The sequence below is a fragment of the Chromobacterium haemolyticum genome, assembly GCF_002081825.1.
GTDB lineage: Bacteria > Pseudomonadota > Gammaproteobacteria > Burkholderiales > Chromobacteriaceae > Chromobacterium > Chromobacterium fluminis.
On the sequence record NZ_MUKU01000012.1, the window covers coordinates 29,985 to 46,556 of the forward strand.

General features: G+C 57.8%; 30 protein-coding genes. 9 read left to right on the forward strand and 21 right to left on the reverse strand.

Going from position 1 to position 16,572, the window contains the following annotated elements; translation table 11 throughout:
* Positions 1-115: 115 nt before the first annotated feature.
* The 15 genes from B0T39_RS11105 to B0T39_RS26480 form a co-directional block, all read right to left on the reverse strand.
* A complete protein-coding gene (locus B0T39_RS11105; RefSeq protein ID WP_081546557.1) occupies positions 116-1,822 on the reverse strand; it encodes a terminase large subunit in 1,707 nt (568 codons plus the stop codon).
* 4 nt (positions 1,823-1,826) lie between these two features.
* Positions 1,827-2,312: a phage terminase small subunit P27 family gene (locus B0T39_RS11110; RefSeq protein ID WP_081546559.1), complete on the reverse strand. Its 486-nt coding sequence runs from the start codon at positions 2,310-2,312 to the stop codon at positions 1,827-1,829.
* Between the two features lie 138 nt (positions 2,313-2,450).
* Positions 2,451-2,702: a hypothetical protein gene (locus B0T39_RS11115; RefSeq protein WP_141111185.1), complete on the reverse strand. Its 252-nt coding sequence runs from the start codon at positions 2,700-2,702 to the stop codon at positions 2,451-2,453.
* Between the two features lie 12 nt (positions 2,703-2,714).
* The gene (locus B0T39_RS11120; protein ID WP_081546563.1) at positions 2,715-2,909 is read right to left on the reverse strand and encodes a hypothetical protein; all 195 of its coding nucleotides are present in this window, start codon (positions 2,907-2,909) and stop codon (positions 2,715-2,717) included.
* Positions 2,909-3,292: an HNH endonuclease signature motif containing protein gene (locus tag B0T39_RS11125; protein WP_081546565.1), complete on the reverse strand. Its 384-nt coding sequence runs from the start codon at positions 3,290-3,292 to the stop codon at positions 2,909-2,911. The genes B0T39_RS11120 and B0T39_RS11125 overlap by 1 nt, the downstream gene beginning before the upstream one ends.
* The gene (locus B0T39_RS11130; protein ID WP_019100044.1) at positions 3,292-3,489 is read right to left on the reverse strand and encodes a hypothetical protein; all 198 of its coding nucleotides are present in this window, start codon (positions 3,487-3,489) and stop codon (positions 3,292-3,294) included. The genes B0T39_RS11125 and B0T39_RS11130 overlap by 1 nt, the downstream gene beginning before the upstream one ends.
* Before the next feature lie 145 nt (positions 3,490-3,634).
* A complete protein-coding gene (locus tag B0T39_RS25015; protein ID WP_141111186.1) occupies positions 3,635-4,060 on the reverse strand; it encodes a hypothetical protein in 426 nt (141 codons plus the stop codon).
* A 184-nt stretch (positions 4,061-4,244) separates the two neighbouring features.
* Positions 4,245-4,631 (reverse strand): hypothetical protein, encoded by a 387-nt coding sequence (locus B0T39_RS11145; protein WP_081546571.1) that lies wholly within the window; start codon positions 4,629-4,631, stop codon positions 4,245-4,247.
* 7 nt (positions 4,632-4,638) lie between these two features.
* Positions 4,639-5,079: a RusA family crossover junction endodeoxyribonuclease gene (locus B0T39_RS11150; RefSeq protein WP_081546573.1), complete on the reverse strand. Its 441-nt coding sequence runs from the start codon at positions 5,077-5,079 to the stop codon at positions 4,639-4,641.
* 2 nt (positions 5,080-5,081) lie between these two features.
* On the reverse strand, positions 5,082-5,285 hold the full coding sequence (locus B0T39_RS11155; protein WP_081546575.1) for a hypothetical protein: 204 nt from the start codon (positions 5,283-5,285) through the stop codon (positions 5,082-5,084).
* A 226-nt stretch (positions 5,286-5,511) separates the two neighbouring features.
* Positions 5,512-5,748, reverse strand: coding sequence for a hypothetical protein (locus B0T39_RS11165; protein ID WP_081546579.1), 237 nt, complete (start codon positions 5,746-5,748; stop codon positions 5,512-5,514).
* Complete coding sequence (locus tag B0T39_RS11170; protein ID WP_081546581.1) at positions 5,745-6,482, reverse strand: replication protein P; 738 nt, start codon at positions 6,480-6,482, stop codon at positions 5,745-5,747. Before B0T39_RS11170 ends, B0T39_RS11165 begins: the two co-directional genes overlap by 4 nt.
* A gap of 31 nt (positions 6,483-6,513) precedes the next feature.
* Complete coding sequence (locus B0T39_RS11175; protein ID WP_081546583.1) at positions 6,514-7,542, reverse strand: hypothetical protein; 1,029 nt, start codon at positions 7,540-7,542, stop codon at positions 6,514-6,516.
* 27 nt (positions 7,543-7,569) lie between these two features.
* Positions 7,570-8,142 (reverse strand): hypothetical protein, encoded by a 573-nt coding sequence (locus B0T39_RS11180; protein WP_081546585.1) that lies wholly within the window; start codon positions 8,140-8,142, stop codon positions 7,570-7,572.
* A gap of 34 nt (positions 8,143-8,176) precedes the next feature.
* Positions 8,177-8,467, reverse strand: a complete 291-nt coding sequence (locus B0T39_RS26480; RefSeq protein WP_081546587.1) for a Cro/CI family transcriptional regulator — start codon at positions 8,465-8,467, stop codon at positions 8,177-8,179.
* Between B0T39_RS26480 and B0T39_RS25020 the strand changes: the two genes are divergently transcribed.
* A complete protein-coding gene (locus B0T39_RS25020) occupies positions 8,466-8,849 on the forward strand; it encodes a helix-turn-helix domain-containing protein (RefSeq protein ID WP_166452647.1) in 384 nt (127 codons plus the stop codon). The two genes, B0T39_RS26480 and B0T39_RS25020, sit on opposite strands and share 2 nt — an antisense overlap.
* Before the next feature lie 434 nt (positions 8,850-9,283).
* Here the strand turns inward: B0T39_RS25020 and B0T39_RS11190 are convergent, their stop codons facing one another.
* Positions 9,284-10,048: an autoinducer binding domain-containing protein gene (locus tag B0T39_RS11190; RefSeq protein WP_081546589.1), complete on the reverse strand. Its 765-nt coding sequence runs from the start codon at positions 10,046-10,048 to the stop codon at positions 9,284-9,286.
* Positions 10,049-10,120: 72 nt separating this feature from the next.
* Complete coding sequence (locus B0T39_RS11195) at positions 10,121-10,456, reverse strand: helix-turn-helix domain-containing protein (protein WP_081546591.1); 336 nt, start codon at positions 10,454-10,456, stop codon at positions 10,121-10,123.
* A gap of 205 nt (positions 10,457-10,661) precedes the next feature.
* Between B0T39_RS11195 and B0T39_RS11200 the strand changes: the two genes are divergently transcribed.
* Both B0T39_RS11200 and B0T39_RS11205 read left to right on the forward strand, forming a co-directional pair.
* On the forward strand, positions 10,662-11,018 hold the full coding sequence (locus B0T39_RS11200; protein WP_081546593.1) for a helix-turn-helix domain-containing protein: 357 nt from the start codon (positions 10,662-10,664) through the stop codon (positions 11,016-11,018).
* A gap of 19 nt (positions 11,019-11,037) precedes the next feature.
* A complete protein-coding gene (locus tag B0T39_RS11205) occupies positions 11,038-11,604 on the forward strand; it encodes an ImmA/IrrE family metallo-endopeptidase (protein WP_081546595.1) in 567 nt (188 codons plus the stop codon).
* Between the two features lie 481 nt (positions 11,605-12,085).
* Here the strand turns inward: B0T39_RS11205 and B0T39_RS11210 are convergent, their stop codons facing one another.
* The 3 genes from B0T39_RS11210 to B0T39_RS11220 are packed head-to-tail and all read right to left on the reverse strand — an operon-like array spanning position 12,086 to position 13,353.
* On the reverse strand, positions 12,086-12,280 hold the full coding sequence (locus tag B0T39_RS11210; RefSeq protein ID WP_081546597.1) for a hypothetical protein: 195 nt from the start codon (positions 12,278-12,280) through the stop codon (positions 12,086-12,088).
* Position 12,281: 1 nt separating this feature from the next.
* On the reverse strand, positions 12,282-12,737 hold the full coding sequence (locus tag B0T39_RS11215; protein WP_081546599.1) for a DUF4124 domain-containing protein: 456 nt from the start codon (positions 12,735-12,737) through the stop codon (positions 12,282-12,284).
* Positions 12,727-13,353 carry a BRCT domain-containing protein gene (locus B0T39_RS11220; protein ID WP_081546601.1) on the reverse strand — a complete coding sequence of 209 codons (627 nt, stop codon included), beginning with the start codon at positions 13,351-13,353 and terminating at the stop codon, positions 12,727-12,729. Before B0T39_RS11220 ends, B0T39_RS11215 begins: the two co-directional genes overlap by 11 nt.
* Positions 13,354-13,821: 468 nt before the next feature.
* On the opposite strand from B0T39_RS11220, the gene B0T39_RS25025 reads away from it, so the two are divergent.
* Together B0T39_RS25025 and B0T39_RS25645 are read left to right on the forward strand one after the other, a co-directional pair.
* The gene (locus B0T39_RS25025) at positions 13,822-14,226 is read left to right on the forward strand and encodes a hypothetical protein (protein ID WP_141111188.1); all 405 of its coding nucleotides are present in this window, start codon (positions 13,822-13,824) and stop codon (positions 14,224-14,226) included.
* A gap of 180 nt (positions 14,227-14,406) precedes the next feature.
* Positions 14,407-14,571 carry a hypothetical protein gene (locus B0T39_RS25645; RefSeq protein WP_176219540.1) on the forward strand — a complete coding sequence of 55 codons (165 nt, stop codon included), beginning with the start codon at positions 14,407-14,409 and terminating at the stop codon, positions 14,569-14,571.
* Positions 14,572-14,656: 85 nt separating this feature from the next.
* On the opposite strand, the gene B0T39_RS25030 is transcribed toward B0T39_RS25645, so the two are convergent.
* The gene (locus B0T39_RS25030) at positions 14,657-15,154 is read right to left on the reverse strand and encodes a hypothetical protein (protein WP_141111189.1); all 498 of its coding nucleotides are present in this window, start codon (positions 15,152-15,154) and stop codon (positions 14,657-14,659) included.
* Positions 15,155-15,373: 219 nt separating this feature from the next.
* On the opposite strand from B0T39_RS25030, the gene B0T39_RS11225 reads away from it, so the two are divergent.
* The 4 genes from B0T39_RS11225 to B0T39_RS11240 all read left to right on the forward strand — a co-directional run bounded on the left by B0T39_RS11225 (position 15,374) and on the right by B0T39_RS11240 (position 16,545).
* Positions 15,374-15,601 carry a hypothetical protein gene (locus tag B0T39_RS11225; RefSeq protein ID WP_141111190.1) on the forward strand — a complete coding sequence of 76 codons (228 nt, stop codon included), beginning with the start codon at positions 15,374-15,376 and terminating at the stop codon, positions 15,599-15,601.
* Positions 15,602-15,680: 79 nt separating this feature from the next.
* Positions 15,681-16,094, forward strand: coding sequence for a hypothetical protein (locus B0T39_RS11230; RefSeq protein WP_081546605.1), 414 nt, complete (start codon positions 15,681-15,683; stop codon positions 16,092-16,094).
* On the forward strand, positions 16,094-16,357 hold the full coding sequence (locus tag B0T39_RS11235) for a hypothetical protein (protein WP_019103068.1): 264 nt from the start codon (positions 16,094-16,096) through the stop codon (positions 16,355-16,357). Before B0T39_RS11230 ends, B0T39_RS11235 begins: the two co-directional genes overlap by 1 nt.
* Complete coding sequence (locus B0T39_RS11240) at positions 16,354-16,545, forward strand: hypothetical protein (protein WP_081546607.1); 192 nt, start codon at positions 16,354-16,356, stop codon at positions 16,543-16,545. The genes B0T39_RS11235 and B0T39_RS11240 overlap by 4 nt, the downstream gene beginning before the upstream one ends.
* The last annotated feature ends 27 nt before the right edge of the window (positions 16,546-16,572 follow it).

The window sequence follows — 16,572 nt, forward strand, 5'->3', positions numbered from 1 at the left end:
AGGGCGAAACCGCCGCCAACAATCCAGCCGGCAGCTGAATGAAGAAGGGCCGCTCCGGTCGTAACCGCAGCGGCCCCAGCCAGGCCCACCAGCATGGTGGCCTTGTCCGTGTTGCTCATATATAAACCTCGTCCTCGTAGGCGGACTTGAAACCGCTGTCCGGCTGCTCCGGATTCATCGCGCGCGTCATGCCGATGATCAGCGCCACGGCGCCGTCGATCTTGTTCTGCGCGCTTTGCTTGTCCGGGAACAGGTTGTCGTTTTTGTCCGCCCGCGCGGTGACGTTGGACATCATCCACGCCAGCACCGGGTCACCGTTGTGATGCAACCGGCCTGAGCGCAACGCCGCCTCAATCTCGCGCATGGCCGGCGTCAGATACATCGCCTTCATCGGCACGTCCACCACAGTGGCGCCGGCGGCGGTCAGCTGCTGCGCGATCCAGGCAGCGCCGAACTTGTCCTGACAGAACTCACGCACTTGGAACCGCGTCGGGATGTCCTCAAGATCCTGCAGGATCATGGCGAAGTCGTTCTCCGTCCCATCGTGCTGCTCGATCCAGCCGGCGTTTCGCCACCGCACCAAGGCAGCCCGGTTCGGGTTGTCCTCGGCCTCCAGCGTCGCCTCGGGCAGATAGTGGTGCGCGAAAACGTAATAGTGAGTCCGTCCGGTTTCCGCGTGCTTGCGAGCAAAGATTTTGACCCGCGTTGCAAAGTCTAATTTGCTGGCCAGGTCATACGCGGCCACGCACTCTTCACCGAGGAAGTCTTCCTCCCTCAGCGTCTCGTCGCCGGCGGCGTGCCACTCCGCCATGTTGATCCAGGCCGATTTCGCCGAGCACCAGATGTTCAGATGCTTCGTCTTGAAACGAACCTGCAAGCCGGCGTTCTGCGCGGCCTGTCTCTGCTGGCTGAGCATGAAATCCGGATCAACGGATATGCCCCAGTTCGGGTTTGCCTTGATCAGCGTTTCCGGCGCATAGGGGTCGTCTTCCTCGTCGGCGCTGAACATGATGCAGAACAGTTCGTTGTTCTCCACCAGCCCCTGCAGCACCTTCTCGGCCTCCACCCTCTTCTCATAACACGGCCCTGCCAGGTTGTAGCCTGCGGTCGTGATGATGAAGGCAAGCGGCTGCTCGCGCGCCCCCATGCCGGAAATCATCGTGTCGTACAGATCAGACGAGTCGTGCTCGTGGTATTCGTCGATCAGCGCGCAGGATGGCGACGCACCGTCGCCCGGCTTCCCAATCACAGGCTCGAATCGGCTGCCATCCTCAGGGATGGCCATGGCCTTCGCGTAGACCTCCGCGCCGGAGGCATCGAGCAGATCCTGTGTCCTCTCCAGCATCTGCTTGGCCGGTCGGAAAACCTCCCAGGCCTGCTTTTCGCTGGAGGCGCCCGAGTACACCTCGGCGCCAAACTCCCCATCCGCAACAAAGCAGTACAGGCCGACGCCGGCCGCCAACACCGACTTGCCGTTCTTCCGAGGGATCTCGTTGTACGCCTCGCGGAAGCGTCGGCGGCCAGTCTTCTTGTGGACCCAGCCGAAGACGTTGACGAAAATGAAGCACTGCCAGGCGCCGAGCTTGATATTCTCGGCCGACCGCGCCCACTTGCCCTTTGTGTGCGGGAGCTCTTCGACGAAGCAGCAAGAACGCTCGGCCTCCGCCTTGTCGAGCTTGTACGGGAAGGCCTTGGTTTTTGCGCGGTCTAAGTCATCAAGGAAGCGCTGAGCGGAAAGCCGCGTCCACTTCCCTGCCGGGAAGCGGCCTGCCACCACATCACGCGCCCACCTGGTAGCCGCGGTGACGTGGGGGTATGCCATCGTTTCATGACGCTTTCTTTTTCAGCAGCCCGGTAAACCGGTTGGTTGTCTTCGTGGCCGCGCCGGCCGTTCCGAGCCTGCTTCGGCTGGAAGGGTCCAGGCCAAGCATGGCGCCGAAGGCGGCCAGCTGCCGGCTGGTCTCGTTGATGACGGTGCAGGCCGGGTTCTTCTTCGGCCCGAACGGAGTGTCAACGATCACGCCATTTTTGCTGACGCTATCCTCGGCTTCCCGCCAGCGCGCATAGGCCTGGCAGAACACTTCGAGGTTGTGCAGGTCGACATCGGTCAACACCTTGGTGCCGGCCAACAGCGGCGCCAGCTCTTCCCACTTCTCAACCGCCAGCGGCGAAAGCCAGTCCGGCGGCGGCGCGGCCGGCGCGGATGAATACTCCGGCTCCGCCTTGTTCAGCGCGCGCTTGCCCGGGTTGCCGGTGACGATCTTCAGATGGGTCGGTTTCGGCTTCCGCCCTCCCCCTGGCGCTCGGGCCATCGCACCCCCAAATTTTTTATTTCGCGGGAAAAAAAATCGAGGGAAGCACGCGGTTCCGGCTGGCCGAATCCCGCGAAGGATTTACCCCCCCTACCCCCTGGCATGGTTCAAGCGCGAACAGTTCGCACCGCGTCCGGCTCAGGCATCCGCCGGCTCCGCGCTGACCTGCTCCGCGTGGTCCTCGGTGATCTCCACCACGACGCGCGTCTTGCCGGTCCCGAGGCTGCCCTCGGAGTAGCTGGTGGTGTAAGCCCGCACCTTGACGTTCGCCGCGCGGGCATCCAAGCCAAGCTGCTGGGCTATTGCATCGGTCACAAGCCGAAGCAGCTCGGGCTCGTCAACATGCGCCAGATGGATCGTATGGTTCTGCCGAGTGCTGTTGACCTTCATGTCCATGCCTCCTTACCTCTCCACTTCCCACCAACGGTCTACGCCATCCGAGCATTGATGCCGCTCGACCTTGGCCTTGTGGGTGATGTACACCTTCCCGGCAGGCATCAGCTGCCACTGGTATCCAATCTCGCCCGTCGGGCGGCATGCAGGGGACTCACCGCAGCCAGCAAGCAGAGCCAGGGCAATCGTCACGATCAACCGCATCAGCGTCTCCCATTCCCAAAGCCGCCATCCTCGCGGGCGGTCTTCTCCGAGTGGCAGCGCCAGCACAGCGCCTGCCAGTTGGCTTTATCCCAGAACAGCGTCTGGTCGCCGCCATGCGGCGTGATGTGGTCCACGCACGCCGATGGCACCATCCGGCCAGCGCGCTTGCAGATCACACACCATGGGTTCTTGCGGCGGTAGCCGATGGACGCCTTGGTCCATGCGTTCGAATAGCCGCGCTCGGTTCGGGTGCCGCGCCGCGCGTCTGCCTCGGCGGCCAGCTTGCGCTCGCTCTCAGCATGCGTTGGGCAGTAGCGCGCCGGCGGCGTCACCAGGGCGCCGCAACCGGGCCGGCCGCATAGCCGCTTGGGTGAGCCCGCCATCAGAACCTGACGCCCTGGCGGACCTGCTCCCGCGACAACTCGACCAGCTCGCGCTGGCGCAGCCCCAGGTACTCGAACACGATGGAGTGCAGCTTGATCTCAGCTACACGCGCAGCCTGGCCGGACGGCATCAGGACATGCTGACCGTGGGCCAGCCCCAGGGCGTCATGAACAACCCGCGTTTGCCGCATGTGCATACCGCCTCCGGAAATAAAAAAGGCCCGACAGAGTTAACTGTCGGGCCAGGTCGTCTTTGTTGTGCGTAGCTTCGCCACCACGTCGTCAATATAGCGAATCCCCGTGGTTATTGGAATCCGCTCACCATGAATTTATATATAGATTTTATCCGTAGCAATCCATCACGCGCTTTAGCTTCTTGCCTTCGAGGGCCAATAGAACACCCAGCACAATCAAAAGCAATGCGAATCCGAACCCGAATGCAGTCTCTGGAATCCACCATGTCGGAATTGATGGGAAGATAGCTGCGATCCCATTACCCTGCCCTGCATGCATAGGAGTAAATGGACTGATAGCAGCTTTCATCAATAAGTTAAACAGCCCAGAAAGCAAGAGGAAAAACCCGGTGCTCAACATGCATTTGCCAGTGTTGAAAATTAAGCCAGGTCTGCTGACCAACCAAGAATAAACGTCTTCCATTTCACCCCCGTCGTGTAAATCAACAGTATCAAATTGCGCGCTAACCAGTAGAAAGCAAGTCTTCCGGTTGAATATAAAAATAGGCGTTCGCCAATTTGGGGCCTTTGCCATGATCTCTTTCGAGCTTAGTCGCCCCAATCTTTTTATGCCTCTTCAACCATATCAAGGTTGGCATTATGTATGTTCCCGGATAATCGCCATCCAACGCTGCTGATATTTCGGACAGGAATAGCGGCCTGGGCGAATCCATCAGCACCCAGAGTATTTGCTTGGCGATGCTCGGCGAGGCCTTCAATTACGCAGCCTTCCTGCTCTGTTCGCGCCACGCCCGGCCAAAGCGCACAGTGGCAGCCAGCAGCAGAGTGTCGAAGGCCCTGGCACTCATGGCCAGCCGGCGCGCGATGTCCTCGTTCGCCAGGTGCGGGTAATGCACGTGACGCGCGCGGAGCGCTGCCTTCTCGCCCTGGTGCAACTGGTTCACCAGTTGCTCCACCTGGCTGGCGATCAGCGGGCTATACCGAACCTGAACTCGGCGGCGCGCCGTCTCGGCGTCCTCCGCAAACCGGTAGCGCTCCGGGTCGCTAGCGTAGCGCCCCTCAATCGAAAACGTGGTGCCGCGCCAGCTGCCGCTGTCGTTCAGCCACTTGCCCCACTGCGCCAATGCTGCCGCCGGTTCGATCATGGCCGCCTCACGCCGCGAACAGTGCGCCGGCGATTTCGCGTACGGTCACTTCCACGCCGGGCTTATCCGCGTAGCGCTTCCGCACGACGATATCGCAGGCCTGGACGTCATCCACCCAGACCACGCCGTTGATGCCGTCAAAGATGGCCTTGATCACGTTGTCCGCGTCCGGCTTCTTCGTCGGGTATACCTGGCCCTGCAGCGCGGCCGCCTGCTTCTTCTTGCTCCAACTGGTCGGCACCGGCAGGAACATGGCGATTTCAACGTCAGCGGGGCCGGCGATCAGCGGGTTGCCGGCCATTGCCTCCTGCGCCGCCAGAGCGATCAGGGATTCATAGTTCGCGGTCTTCTCCGGCGTGTACATTCTGGCGAACTTGCCGCCGCTGCTGCTCACCTTGGGGCGGCCTTTGCCTACCGGCGCGCCTGGCACAAAAAACGAAATGTTCATCACTACCCTTTCTTGTTCGATTTGGCGAAGTGCTCCTCGCACCGCGCCATGTGGTCCTGGGCCGGGCCGGCGCCAACCGACAGCATGGCGCCCTCCGGCGTGAACGCCCGGTAGATCGAGTCGCCGCTGGCGCCGTGGCCGTACTTCACGACGCTATAGCCGCGCCACTCCATCGTGTCATCGGCGGTCTTGACCCATTCCGTCATTCGCCTTTCCCTTTACGTTTTGCGCAGAGCTTGCATTGATCCGCGCCGTTCGCTTGCAGAAGGCCGACAGCAAATGTCTCGACAGCCCTCATGCCGCATGCTGACTCGATGCCTACACCGTCTTTCCGGGTCCAGTAATGCGCAAGGCTAAAAGACCCGCGGAACGGCATGAACGCCCAGGCAGCCTTTTGGGACTCAGGGACGCGCCCAATCCAAACGCCGTGTTTCATGCCGCGCCCTTTTCGTCATGCCACTTCCACCCAGCCCAACCGATATCGATCTGCTGGCCACACTCTTCGCAGTCGATGTACCGCTTGTGCGCTGGGACTCGGAACTCCCCGCTGTCGTCCTCTTCAAGCCCTTCGTCCAGCTCCTTGGCCGTATTGCAGCAAGGGCAGATGTAGCTGATCCCTTTCGGCAACAACCTGGCCGGCTCGAAATAGATGTCCTCATGCTTGCTCACGCGGCATCCTCCCCGTGGTCATTGGCAGCCACCGTGCCCGCTACCGGCAAGAACGGAACCAACTCCGGCGGCACCGGCTGCCGCAGTTTCACAAATGCCTCAGCGGCCATCCGCTGGTTGCGGGAGTTGGCGTACAGTCCAAGCGAGGTCTCTTCCGCAATTTTGCGCGCCCATCCCAGCTTGACGCCCGAGTCCATCGCGCCGATAGACCGAACCTTGCCGCCGATCTCGCGCAGCCGGTCGGCAGCCTCCGCCGGTGAGATGCGCGCCACGGCGATCTGCTTGGACGCCTCCTCGGGCGCGTCCGTGCGGTGCTGGTTCGCCTCCATGGCGACGCACCAGCGCGCCTCCATGCCCTTGAACGTGCCGTACAGCAGGTCATTGCCAAGCGAGGCCGCGGCCCAGAACAGCGCCCAGGACGGCCAGTTGTCCGGCTGTCCGTCGCGGCGCCGCTGCATCTCGGTCTGGGCGCGGTAGAACAGCGCCTCCGGCGTGGTGGTGCTGGCCGGCCGACATGCGCGCAGGAACTCGGCGATGGACGGCGGCCAGTCGTAGAGCCGGCGGCATGCCTTGCGGCCAACGCCAACATCGCGCGGCGTCAGCCCTTCGTCCTCGAACGCCTGCGCCCACTCGTCTTGCCAGTGGTCGATGGCGTGCTGGTCGGGGAACGCGGCGCGCCAGCGGTTCGGATAAGCGCCGTCCAGGGCGTTGAACAGCCGGTCCATCAGAGACATTCCCGTTTTCCCATCCGGCCAATCCCGGCGCTCAAGCCACGCGCTGGGGCGTAACGTCGATAGGTTCGTTGCCATTGCCTGCTCCGTTGTCGTTGCCATTGGCCGCATCCCAGCGGGCGCGGTAACTCGGGTCGTTCACGTACAGCGTCGGGTTGAACTTCTCCCCTCGCCGGACTGCTCCTGCTGTTGGCGCTGGCGGTGCGCCGGGCTGGCATTGGCGAGCTTCGATCAGATCGCCGATCACCGCCGCTACCAGGCCAAGGTTGATGCGAAGCTGGCCCCGGTCCCGAAGCGTCTGCACCGCCAGATGGAAATCATCGTCGCTGGCGTTCTCCAGCCCTCGGTACTTGCCTTGCAGCTGGGCTGGGCTGCAGTTCACCCCCTTATCCCGCAGCAGTCGGCAGACATAGCCGATTCGCTGGACCTGGGCCGAGGGTTCGGAAAGCGGCGGACGCGGCGGCGCTTGTTCGCGCGGAGTGGGATTTAGACTGCTACTACTGCTACCGTCTTTTCCTCTTCCTATTCCCTTCCTATTCCCTTCCACTTCCGTCAGTGAGTGCTCATTGAGTCCTCCGTGAGTGTTCACTGAGTCCTCCGTGAGTGCTCCGCTACTACTCACTGAATCTGCTATTGAATCGAGGCCGTCATCAGTGTTCGATTCACTCAGCTGATCAGCATCACTCACTGAGTCACCCTGTCCGGCGGCCTCGGGTTGCGGCATATGGCAATGCGGCGGCGAGGGGTAGCGGGACTTGGACGGGCGATTGATCAGTTGGTGACGCTTCCAGCCAGTGACGAACCACCAGCGGCGGCCATCGGCTTCAAACAGGCCAAGGAGGCCCTGGCCAATCAGCTCGGAAACGAAGCCTTCGACATCCGCGGTCAGGATGTCGTCGGAGGGGAAAATTTGGGCCTTCACGGTCTTTGCGCTCGCCGGCATTACGCCGTTGTCGTCGCAGAAGTTCCACATGCCGATGAACATGAGGCGCGCCAGCGGCGAGCACTCCATCACCTGCTCTGCGGTCCAGAACTCCGGCTTTACCGTGCGAATTCGAGCCATGCCACTGCTCCTCTGCCCGTAGCCGGTTTACTTGCCTTCAATGGTGTCCACCTTGGCGAACTCCAGTTCCCAGCCGGCCAGCTGCCCGGCGATCTGGCGCATGGCCTGGCGCGCGTGCTTGATCTGTTCGCGGTCGTTATGGTCTACCTTCCCGTCCGCAATGATCTCGGCGAGGTGGACGAACAGGTCGGCGGTGGTACGCATCGTGGCGCCCAGCGTGGCCGCGTCGGCGGTGGTGTCGTTGGCCACCGCCAGCATGCCGTGGACCTTGAGCAGATCGGCCAGGCACCCGTCGCGGTACTTACCTTCCAGCGTGGCCACCCAGGCGTCCAGGATCTCCAGGGGAATCTTAATTGCCCGTTTGATCCATCGCTCCACCGCCAGCGCGTTCTTGGCCTTAATCGCGTAAAACTCATCCGTGCTGCCATCCAGAGGGATTTCGTCCAGCGGGCAAGTCCGGCGCGCCTCCGGCGTCATCGCCAGATAGTTGTCGGTCAGCGCCTCGGAAAACTTGGTCAGGGGCTGCTTGGTCTCGGCCATTTGCTGCTTGGCCCAGGCAATCAAGGTGTCAGTCGGTGACTGAAAGTGTTGGGCGCTCATCGTGGTATGCCTTGTTTGCGATGTCATAATTGGCTCATTGAGTTTGACTTGCGTTGCTAGCATCTACGCAGTCAGCCTTATCCAGGTCATATAGAGCTGGAAATCGTTGGATCAATTGGTAGGCGCTTCCATCCGGGACAAACTCACGCCACTTAGCCACAGCGGCAGTTGAAACCCCGAGAGCTCGGGCGATTCTTGACTTTGCGCCGCGGCCACCACCGAAAAAGGAAACAACTGTAGAGGTCTTCATGAATAGAATGGTAACTTCAGTTCGCATGAGTTGCAACCCAAGGTTTTCACTCGATGCGCTAACCTTGGTTACCATGGAACACACACTCGGTGCGCGAATCCGCAGAGCGCTTGATGCGTTGACTGCTCGGAGCGGAGCAAAGAAGACTCCAAACTGGCTTGCAGGCCAAGTTGGAGTGTCGCGAAATGCTGCTTACAAATGGATGAACAACCCCAACGCGGGGATTGATGGAGAGAACCTATACAAAGCCGCAAAGGCGCTGCAGGTAAGTTCTGATTGGCTGGCTTCTGGAAAGGGAGAGATGGAGCCAGACGCCAACAACGGCAACTACGTTGTGGCAGAGACAATGGAAGACCTTGTTCGTCAGGTCAAAGCCCGTGGCCATGATGAAGTGCTGGAGCTGATCAAACTGCTGGCCGACAACAAGGATGAAATCTTCAATAAAAAAAGCGACTGAAGCCAGTCGCTTTTTCCGCTTTACCGTAGCTCAATCCCCTTCAAAATATCCCGTGCCGCAGCCAACATCCCTGCAACATCTCCCCCGTAGTTCATAATCTTTTTCCCATCCCGTCTTACTGCAAGATAGAAAAAACTGACCAGATCATCGGCGCCGCCAGTTTGAGTCCGTGGCCTGAAGTGATGGCAGGAAACTGTATGGACACAAGTTGCGCCAGGGTCGTGGGGTACATCGGTATTGCCGCAGTGCATTTCTTACTCCGTTTCGTCGTCGAGCTAAGGGCCTATCTGTCATGTGTCAGTTCTGACATGTGAGGGTCATACTGATCTTGAATGCAAATATTGTCCCATCTGACATCGTTCAGAGTCACTGTGTAAAATTCTAGTTAACAGAAATATTCTGTACTGATGACGAGTTTAGAAAAACTTAACAAGCTATGAGTTTTCTCCCGCTCCCAACTTGAACATCAACTGCTCCATCGTGGTACAGCCGTACTCGGCTTTCAGCTGGTCAAGGCTGTATCTCAGCCCATTAAGAGACATGTTCAATTGTAATGCGGCCTGCCGCTGTGTTAAGCCCTGGTTCAGTATCAGGTTTATTATCATTCTCTGATTGACTGTCATTTTTGCTAGTAATCTGTTTGAAGCAAAAACTCTATAGGCAACGTCGGCGAAATCGGGCATCAGGATTTCCAGCAGCTCGCGCGCCGGGCGCTGAGTCTCTACCTCCTCGCCGATCAGGGACAGGATCAGCCGGCAATCAGGCCATGCCGCTTTGTACGAGAGCCCGTGAGTCAGGCCACTTGCGACCACGCCGCGGTGGAATCGCTCTTCCAGTTGCGTCCTGGGCTTCATGCCCAACAGCAAGGGCGACCAGGGGAAAACAATGCCTGAGGGGCCAAGGGCGACGGGGTCGACTGTGTCATAGCGCGCGGCGGCGTATTGCTCCAGCCAGGCGGCCGGCCAGCCAAGATTGATGTGCATGCCCTCATCGAAGCCATCGTCCCCGAAGAACGCGACGAGGATCAGCGGCGCGCCGCCAGTGGTCACCCGCACCAAGGACAAGGCCGCCGCAAGATCGTCCTTGGTTTTGACTCGGATCAGCAGCCGGCGAAGCACCGCGGTGTCGTGGACGGCGGCGCCGGCACGGTTGCGGAACAGCTCGATGGCTTCGGGGAGATTCGACAGGGTTATCTGCATTTAAAATGGCCTCCTCATTGTTCAAGGTAGGCCATTCGGGAACGCAAAAAAACCCTACCGCGCGTTGCGGTTTCAGCGCGCGGTTTTAAGGAGGAGCTGAACCAGCTGCCAGACTTCGTCCTGGCCCTTGCTCAGCATCTGCTCTGCGACGTCTTCAATCGAATCTGCGGAAAGATAGGGCTGGTCAGTGGTGGCCGGCGGCATCTTGTTGCCCTTGCCCGTCTCCAGCCACTGCGGCGTGACGCCCAGCGCCCTGGCGATGTCCAGAATTCTGGTTGTGTCGCGGTTGCGACCGTTCTCCAGATCGCCGATCAAGCCGCGGCTGACGCCGGCCTTGCGCGCCAGGTCTTCCTGACGCCACTTGCGGCGCACGCGCTCCGCCCGTATTCGTTCACCTCGTCCATTCATTGACCCATTTTCGGGTACAGGTGCGACGCGATGGCAGCATGCTGTGACGCATCAGCGTCTCGATGTTGCGCACTGTGGTTTGTTGCAGAAATCACCTGATGAGATGCCACGAGGGAACTTCAAGAGAGGGCTTAACTAAATATTGACATTTGTTTACCAGATTGGTAAAGTAATTGATGAAAGTAGTAGTGACCAGGGGAGCGCCATGATTATCACTGAATTCGGAAAGCTGATTCGCAAAGCTCGGCTTGATGCCGAGATCACCCTAACAAAAATGGCCAACGATCTTGAAGTTACTTCGGCATTTCTTAGTGGCTTAGAGACCGGTAGGAAGAAGATTCCTGATGGTTGGGCCAAGAGAGTTGAAGAGTACTTTGGATCGATGAACATGAGGGTGTCCGGCTTGGCTGAAGCGGCTGACATTACAAACAAGTCCATACCTTTGGAGGGGCTATCACCAGAACACCAAAGACTGATGGCTGGCTTTGCAAGAATGACGCCAAGTCATCAACAGCTACAGAGATTGCAAGACTTGCTGATTGAACTCAAAAACGATGACTAATTGAAAACAAAGGGGAAATATGGAGCCAAAGTACTATAGCCCTAGGGGGTACCAAGTCACCCCTCGAAGCGTTGAGAGCATTAGGGCAAAAGCAATTCAATCACGAATTGCTCTTGGGTTGGGCCCTGATAGGTTTGATGCTGCTCCACTTCTTGACCGGCTTAGTGTCGAGTTCAATGTCCATGTCGATATTGTTGAGAACCATGAGGTTTCCAACGGCATTGAAGCGACATCCTACCCCGGCCTGTTCTTCATGAGGATTCCCGAACGAACCTGGGAAGGGATAGAAAGCGGTGAGCCTAGGGCTAGATTTACTTTTATGCATGAGTTGGGTCATCTCATTCTGCAACATGATTTCAGCTTGCATCGAGAGAATTGCCCTGTTGAGCATAAAGCATATGAGGATTCGGAGTGGCAGGCAGATCAGTTTGCTGCAGAGTTGCTGATGCCACTTTCAGTGATCAATGCTTGCAAGCTTTACGATGCTGTAGGTTTAGCCGAGTTCTTTGACGTGTCTTTGCCGGCTGCAGAAGTCAGGCTGCGGCAGCTGAGGAAACGAAACGAACTCCAGGAGAAAAAAAGATAAAGGCCGCACTCAAGAACAATGCGACCTCTTGGTCAAAGTAACGTTGGCGCGTTGCTTTGGATACTGGTCCTCTAGCCACCACTTGCAAGAGACGGATAGAGTGTTTAGCGAAAAATGGAATTTCACTATACACATCAGTTTATCTCTTGTCCATAGGTTAAGTGCTAGCAACTCTACTTATCAAGGACACATCATGGGACCCAAAACTGTACCTGTACGTGCCTACGACCGTCAGCGCTATGGCCGTCGTGAGCAAGTTCGCAAGCACATGCGCAGCATGCCGCGCTAAGTTGTAGACTGCTGCAAATTACCCGCCCATCTTCTAGATGGGTGGGTTTTATTTATTCAATTGGCCTGCCGGAGCGCTGGCGCCCCTGGCCTTACGGTCTATGGGTTGCCTTGAGCTGACGATGGTCATCAGCACCAGGAAGGCGAGGACGCCACCCTTGCTCCGCTCAGTGAAGCTGCGGTGTGTCTTTTCTCAAATGGACACATACCTCCAGGTCTTGAGCCCCAGCCGAAGGGCAACGACCTTGGCTGACTCCTTGTTGCCCCATAGCGGTGCGGCACTCAGGTCTAGGGTATCGGACAGCGTGTAGCCGGCCTCCGGATTATCACGCTGGTACACATACCACTTCACCTTTTCGCCAGTCGTGGCGAGAACATAGCTTTTCATTTCACTCAAACTCTTTGCAGTTGTTGTCCTTCATGCCGTTCTGGACGTAGCGCTCCTGCCACTTCAGGTCACGATCCTTGGCGCCGTTGTAGCCCTGGCTGCGCTCCTCGGCGTTGTCGTCGCGCCAGCCCTTATAGAACTTGCACTTGCGCTGGTGATCCTTCTTGTCGGCATCCTCTATCGCGTTGCGGTACTCGTTCCTGGCCTGCTGCCGTAGCCGGTCGTTCTCTTTCCGCGCCTCGCGGTTTTGCCGCAACCGTTCCTGCCGCTGGATGTCGCGGCTGTCGTATTCCATGTAGCCGCTGTCCAGCGTGTGGTGCCGCACCGATCCGCTGCAGGCCACGTCCGAGTAAGTCACCTTCCCGTCCGCTCCAACGCATTTGAAGATGGCGTGCGCCGGCGCCGCGGCGACGATGACGGTAAAGGCCGCGATCAATGAAAGTGTTCTATGCGACATATCTCACCCAGTGGGACTCGGGAATGATGTGGATTTGACGGCCCTTAGTTTGGTACTCCACCGCCTTTTCGATCTTGCTTCCAAACGTGCTGTGCTTCCAGTCTCGGCTGCCAATGGTGCCGATCACTAGAAAGTCCAAATCGACTTTGACGCCAGGTAGCACTACCCCTCCTTTGCTCTCTATCGCTTCCTGCACCTTCTTCCTTGTACCGAATTCAAACGTCCCCGTGACGCAGAACTTACAACCATCAATGGTGAGGTCCGGAAGAGGGCTAGAGAACGGGAGTTCAGTCGAGAGAGAGGCTACGTCGCCGGCAGGATTGCCTCCGGTAATGCCTGAAATGAGGCGGATCAATTCCAGTTGCTCATCTGGGTCCACCACTCCATCGGCCATGATTTCTGGCAATCGCTCAACAACAACATTCAGCGGCCATTGGTCCATTGCTTCTTGATGGGTGTGAAGCCAGTTCGCGATGAACTCCACCTCCTCGGCAACAACAAGGCCGTCAGCGATGACCCCCTTACAGATGCCAACGAATTCTGAGACGTCTCTCTTGATCCGGTCCTTTGACTGAAAAGCGGCTATTGGCTGCCCTTGGTTGTCGAGGTGCTTCATGGCGAGCTCCGTATTTTGACATTGTCATTTTATCCCCGAAGTTGGTGTTGCATAAATGCGAACTGTAGTTAACTTTTTTTGGAACCCATGGTTGACATTAATGCGAACCAAGGTTTACATTTCACTCACCAGCCCAGCACACCGGGCACTGATCCTTAACAACCTACATCGATACGGTCGATACCCGCCCAAGGGCGGATCGTAGACGGGCACGAGCGAGGCGAGCCGAAAAAGCTTCGAAACAGTCGGGACGCGGGCGAGCAGGCCTGGAAGATCCGCTAGGTGGAACCTGGCAAACGGCTGTAGGCGCCAACAAGAAGAACAAAAAACCTCGGGCGGGTACGAGGGGGAAAGAGATGCCAAGCCCACCGTGGCAGAAACGGAGGCAGGTAGTAAGTATGGATACGGTTTCCATCTCTTCGGAGATGCGACATAGTGATATGTCATTCTCTTGAAGAGGTGGAAATCATGTCGTTGCGGGATGAGTACATCAAGGCAGGGATTATCAAGCCTGCAGGAGTAGTTGCTGAAGCAGTGGCCAGCCGGCCAAGAGATGTAGTGGGATTGTTGCTTCCAATTGACAGGCCAAAGGCCAATCAGGGTTCAAAGGCAGCAAAATCACCGGATAAGAGCTTCCCACCAAAGAAGAAAGCAGCAAAAAAACATTCGTTCCCAATCGCGATCCACCCAAAACCAAAACCGCTTTTCTGCCCACTTTGTGGTGAGAAAGTTCCAGGTGGCACGCTGCTAGAACACAAGAGCCTCGCTCATGGCGAAAGCCTGTACTCGCGACCGTCGAAACGCACAGCACCGGTCTACGTCGAGAAAGCAACTTTCGTCCGAGGTGGAGCGCCAGGACTGAAGAAAAGGTAATCAACAAAAAGCCCGCTGAGCGGGTTTTTTTACGACCACCGGCAGGCATACCAAAGCGCCTCCGCCCCTTAGCTGGGGTGCTTTGGTGTGCCACGGCACACAGGTGAGAGCAGCCTGCACAAGAACGGCTTCCGGGGCCAGCGTGGCCCCTTTTCTTTTCCCTCCATTGAAAGGCAATCAATGAGTTTCGTTATCAACGATAAGGTCAACTTCACCGTCAAAACCCGATCCGGCTCGGGCGTCATCACCGACATCACCGAAGGCGCGCGCGGTGCGTTCTACGAAGTCACCGACGCCGACGGCAAAAAGACCAAGGTGCGCGCCGGCCAGTTGACCAAGGCTTAACAAAGAATTCTATCAATCAGGATGAATGGATGGCAGTCGCTGGGTTAATAATCAATCCAGCGAAGGCCATCCTCTTCAGTCCAAATTAACTCAAGACAAACTCCGGCATTCGCATATTGGGTATATTCAATGGGACCCCAACATCCCTGCTTCCGAATATGTCATTGTGGCTCTTAAGTAAATTAGTCACAGCTTTAACATTGCTATCCCAGCCCACAACTCCCAAGTAGTTTAAGTCCACACCATTTGTGCAAGTCCCTGCCCAATGTGGTGCAAATGCCAAGGTAATGCCTCCATTTGAATCCTTAACAACCTTCACAATCCAAGACGTCAAACAACCAGAAGCAAATGACAAAAAAGGCTTTGCTTCGGGGATCGCATTACACACTAAGCCGAACAAATTTGAAACAAGTTGACTTGTTGCATTACCACAAATGTCTACAAGGTTAGACGGCACCGACAATAACAAGAAATCCTCGCTATAGCTTATTGTTGCATTAGGGGTAAAATTTATCATCGGGTACCAAACATCGTACTTTGCAAACTGCACATTAACTGTTACACCACCAGGCAGCGTGATCATATCAATCTCCATCCCCTTGGTTTCATTGGGAGCATTATGGTTCTTGAATGAATTATTACCCCCAAATCAATCAAATCAAGTTGTTGCCATTACTTAAGAAATTGCACTTAGTTTTGAATTGATAATTATTATCAGCCAGTTTTTACCCTTCAAAACCCCACGATTTAAATCGAATATCCCAGCCTCCACGCTGGGCTTTTTTATTCCCGAGGAGGTTGTATGCATGCACTGAAAGTAGACATGGCGCCGCGGGTGGTGGCCAGCAACACCGATCTGCCGGCGGCGCGCATGGGCGCTTATGTGATCGACCTGCAGCAACCCCGCACCCGCATCCGCCGGACTCTGGATGTTGTCCAGCGCGACCTGGACGCGGCACTGGCCACCGCCGCGCGGCTGAACCCCGGCTTCCTGATTTCTGGCTGGCGGCCGGCGGCTGGCCGGCAATGATTCGCGCCGCCGCGCTCTTTACCTACCGTATGGCCGCCCTCTTCGCGGCCATTGTTCTTCTCTCCATGGTGATCCCCAAATGAAACTCGAACACATTGCCGGCGACCCGGCGCTAATCCAGGCCGCCGGCCTGATCGCGGCATTCGCCGAACGCATCAACGGGCATTTTGAAGGCATGGAGCCCCGCCCCTCTGCGACCATTCGCCACGCCGGCGGCGGCCTGCTGCTGGACATTACCGCGCCGTGGGAGGGTGGCGGCACGATGTCGCGCTCTATCAGCAAATTGGACTGGGAAGAGGCCGACATCCTGGGCGAGCTGCTGCGCGTGGCGCTGAGCCGCAGCATGGAACGCACGATTGCGCGCCGGCATGAGCTGGCCCGGTCCTGGGCCGAGGCCGCGGCCCGTAGTATGGCGGCGCCGGCCACGGCTTCGCGGCGTGAGGACGACGGCAGCGCGCCGGCGAACTGGCAACGGGCTGAGGATGCGGCGTGATGGTCGACTTAGTAAAAATGCTTTCCCATCGCAAGGGCGATGGCTGCACATACCGGCCCAACGCAGGTGAAGTCTGCTTGATCTCAGGCCCGAACTGCGACGACGACAAGGGCTACACCTACTTGGAGGTGGAAATTCTCTGGAAGGACGAGCTCTTTGTTGTCTACCGCCACAAAAACTGCTGGCCGGTAGTCAACAAATGGGAGCACATCAGGGCCAAGCCGATCCAAGACGAACAACACCATGGAGGTGCTGCCGCGTGATCAGCCACAACACCCAACTGCGCGACTACCTGATCACCGCCCGGCAGGCGCGGTCCAACGAGCTTGTGCCGAAAGTCCGCAGCGCTCCTGAATCCCCCGAACTGCGCCGCCGGCGCGACGACGCTTGGGAACGCCGCATCGCCCGCGAGCTCGCCGGCAACGATCCGATCACCGACAAGGCCGCCTAAGCGGCCTTTTTCTATGGAGTTTTGAGC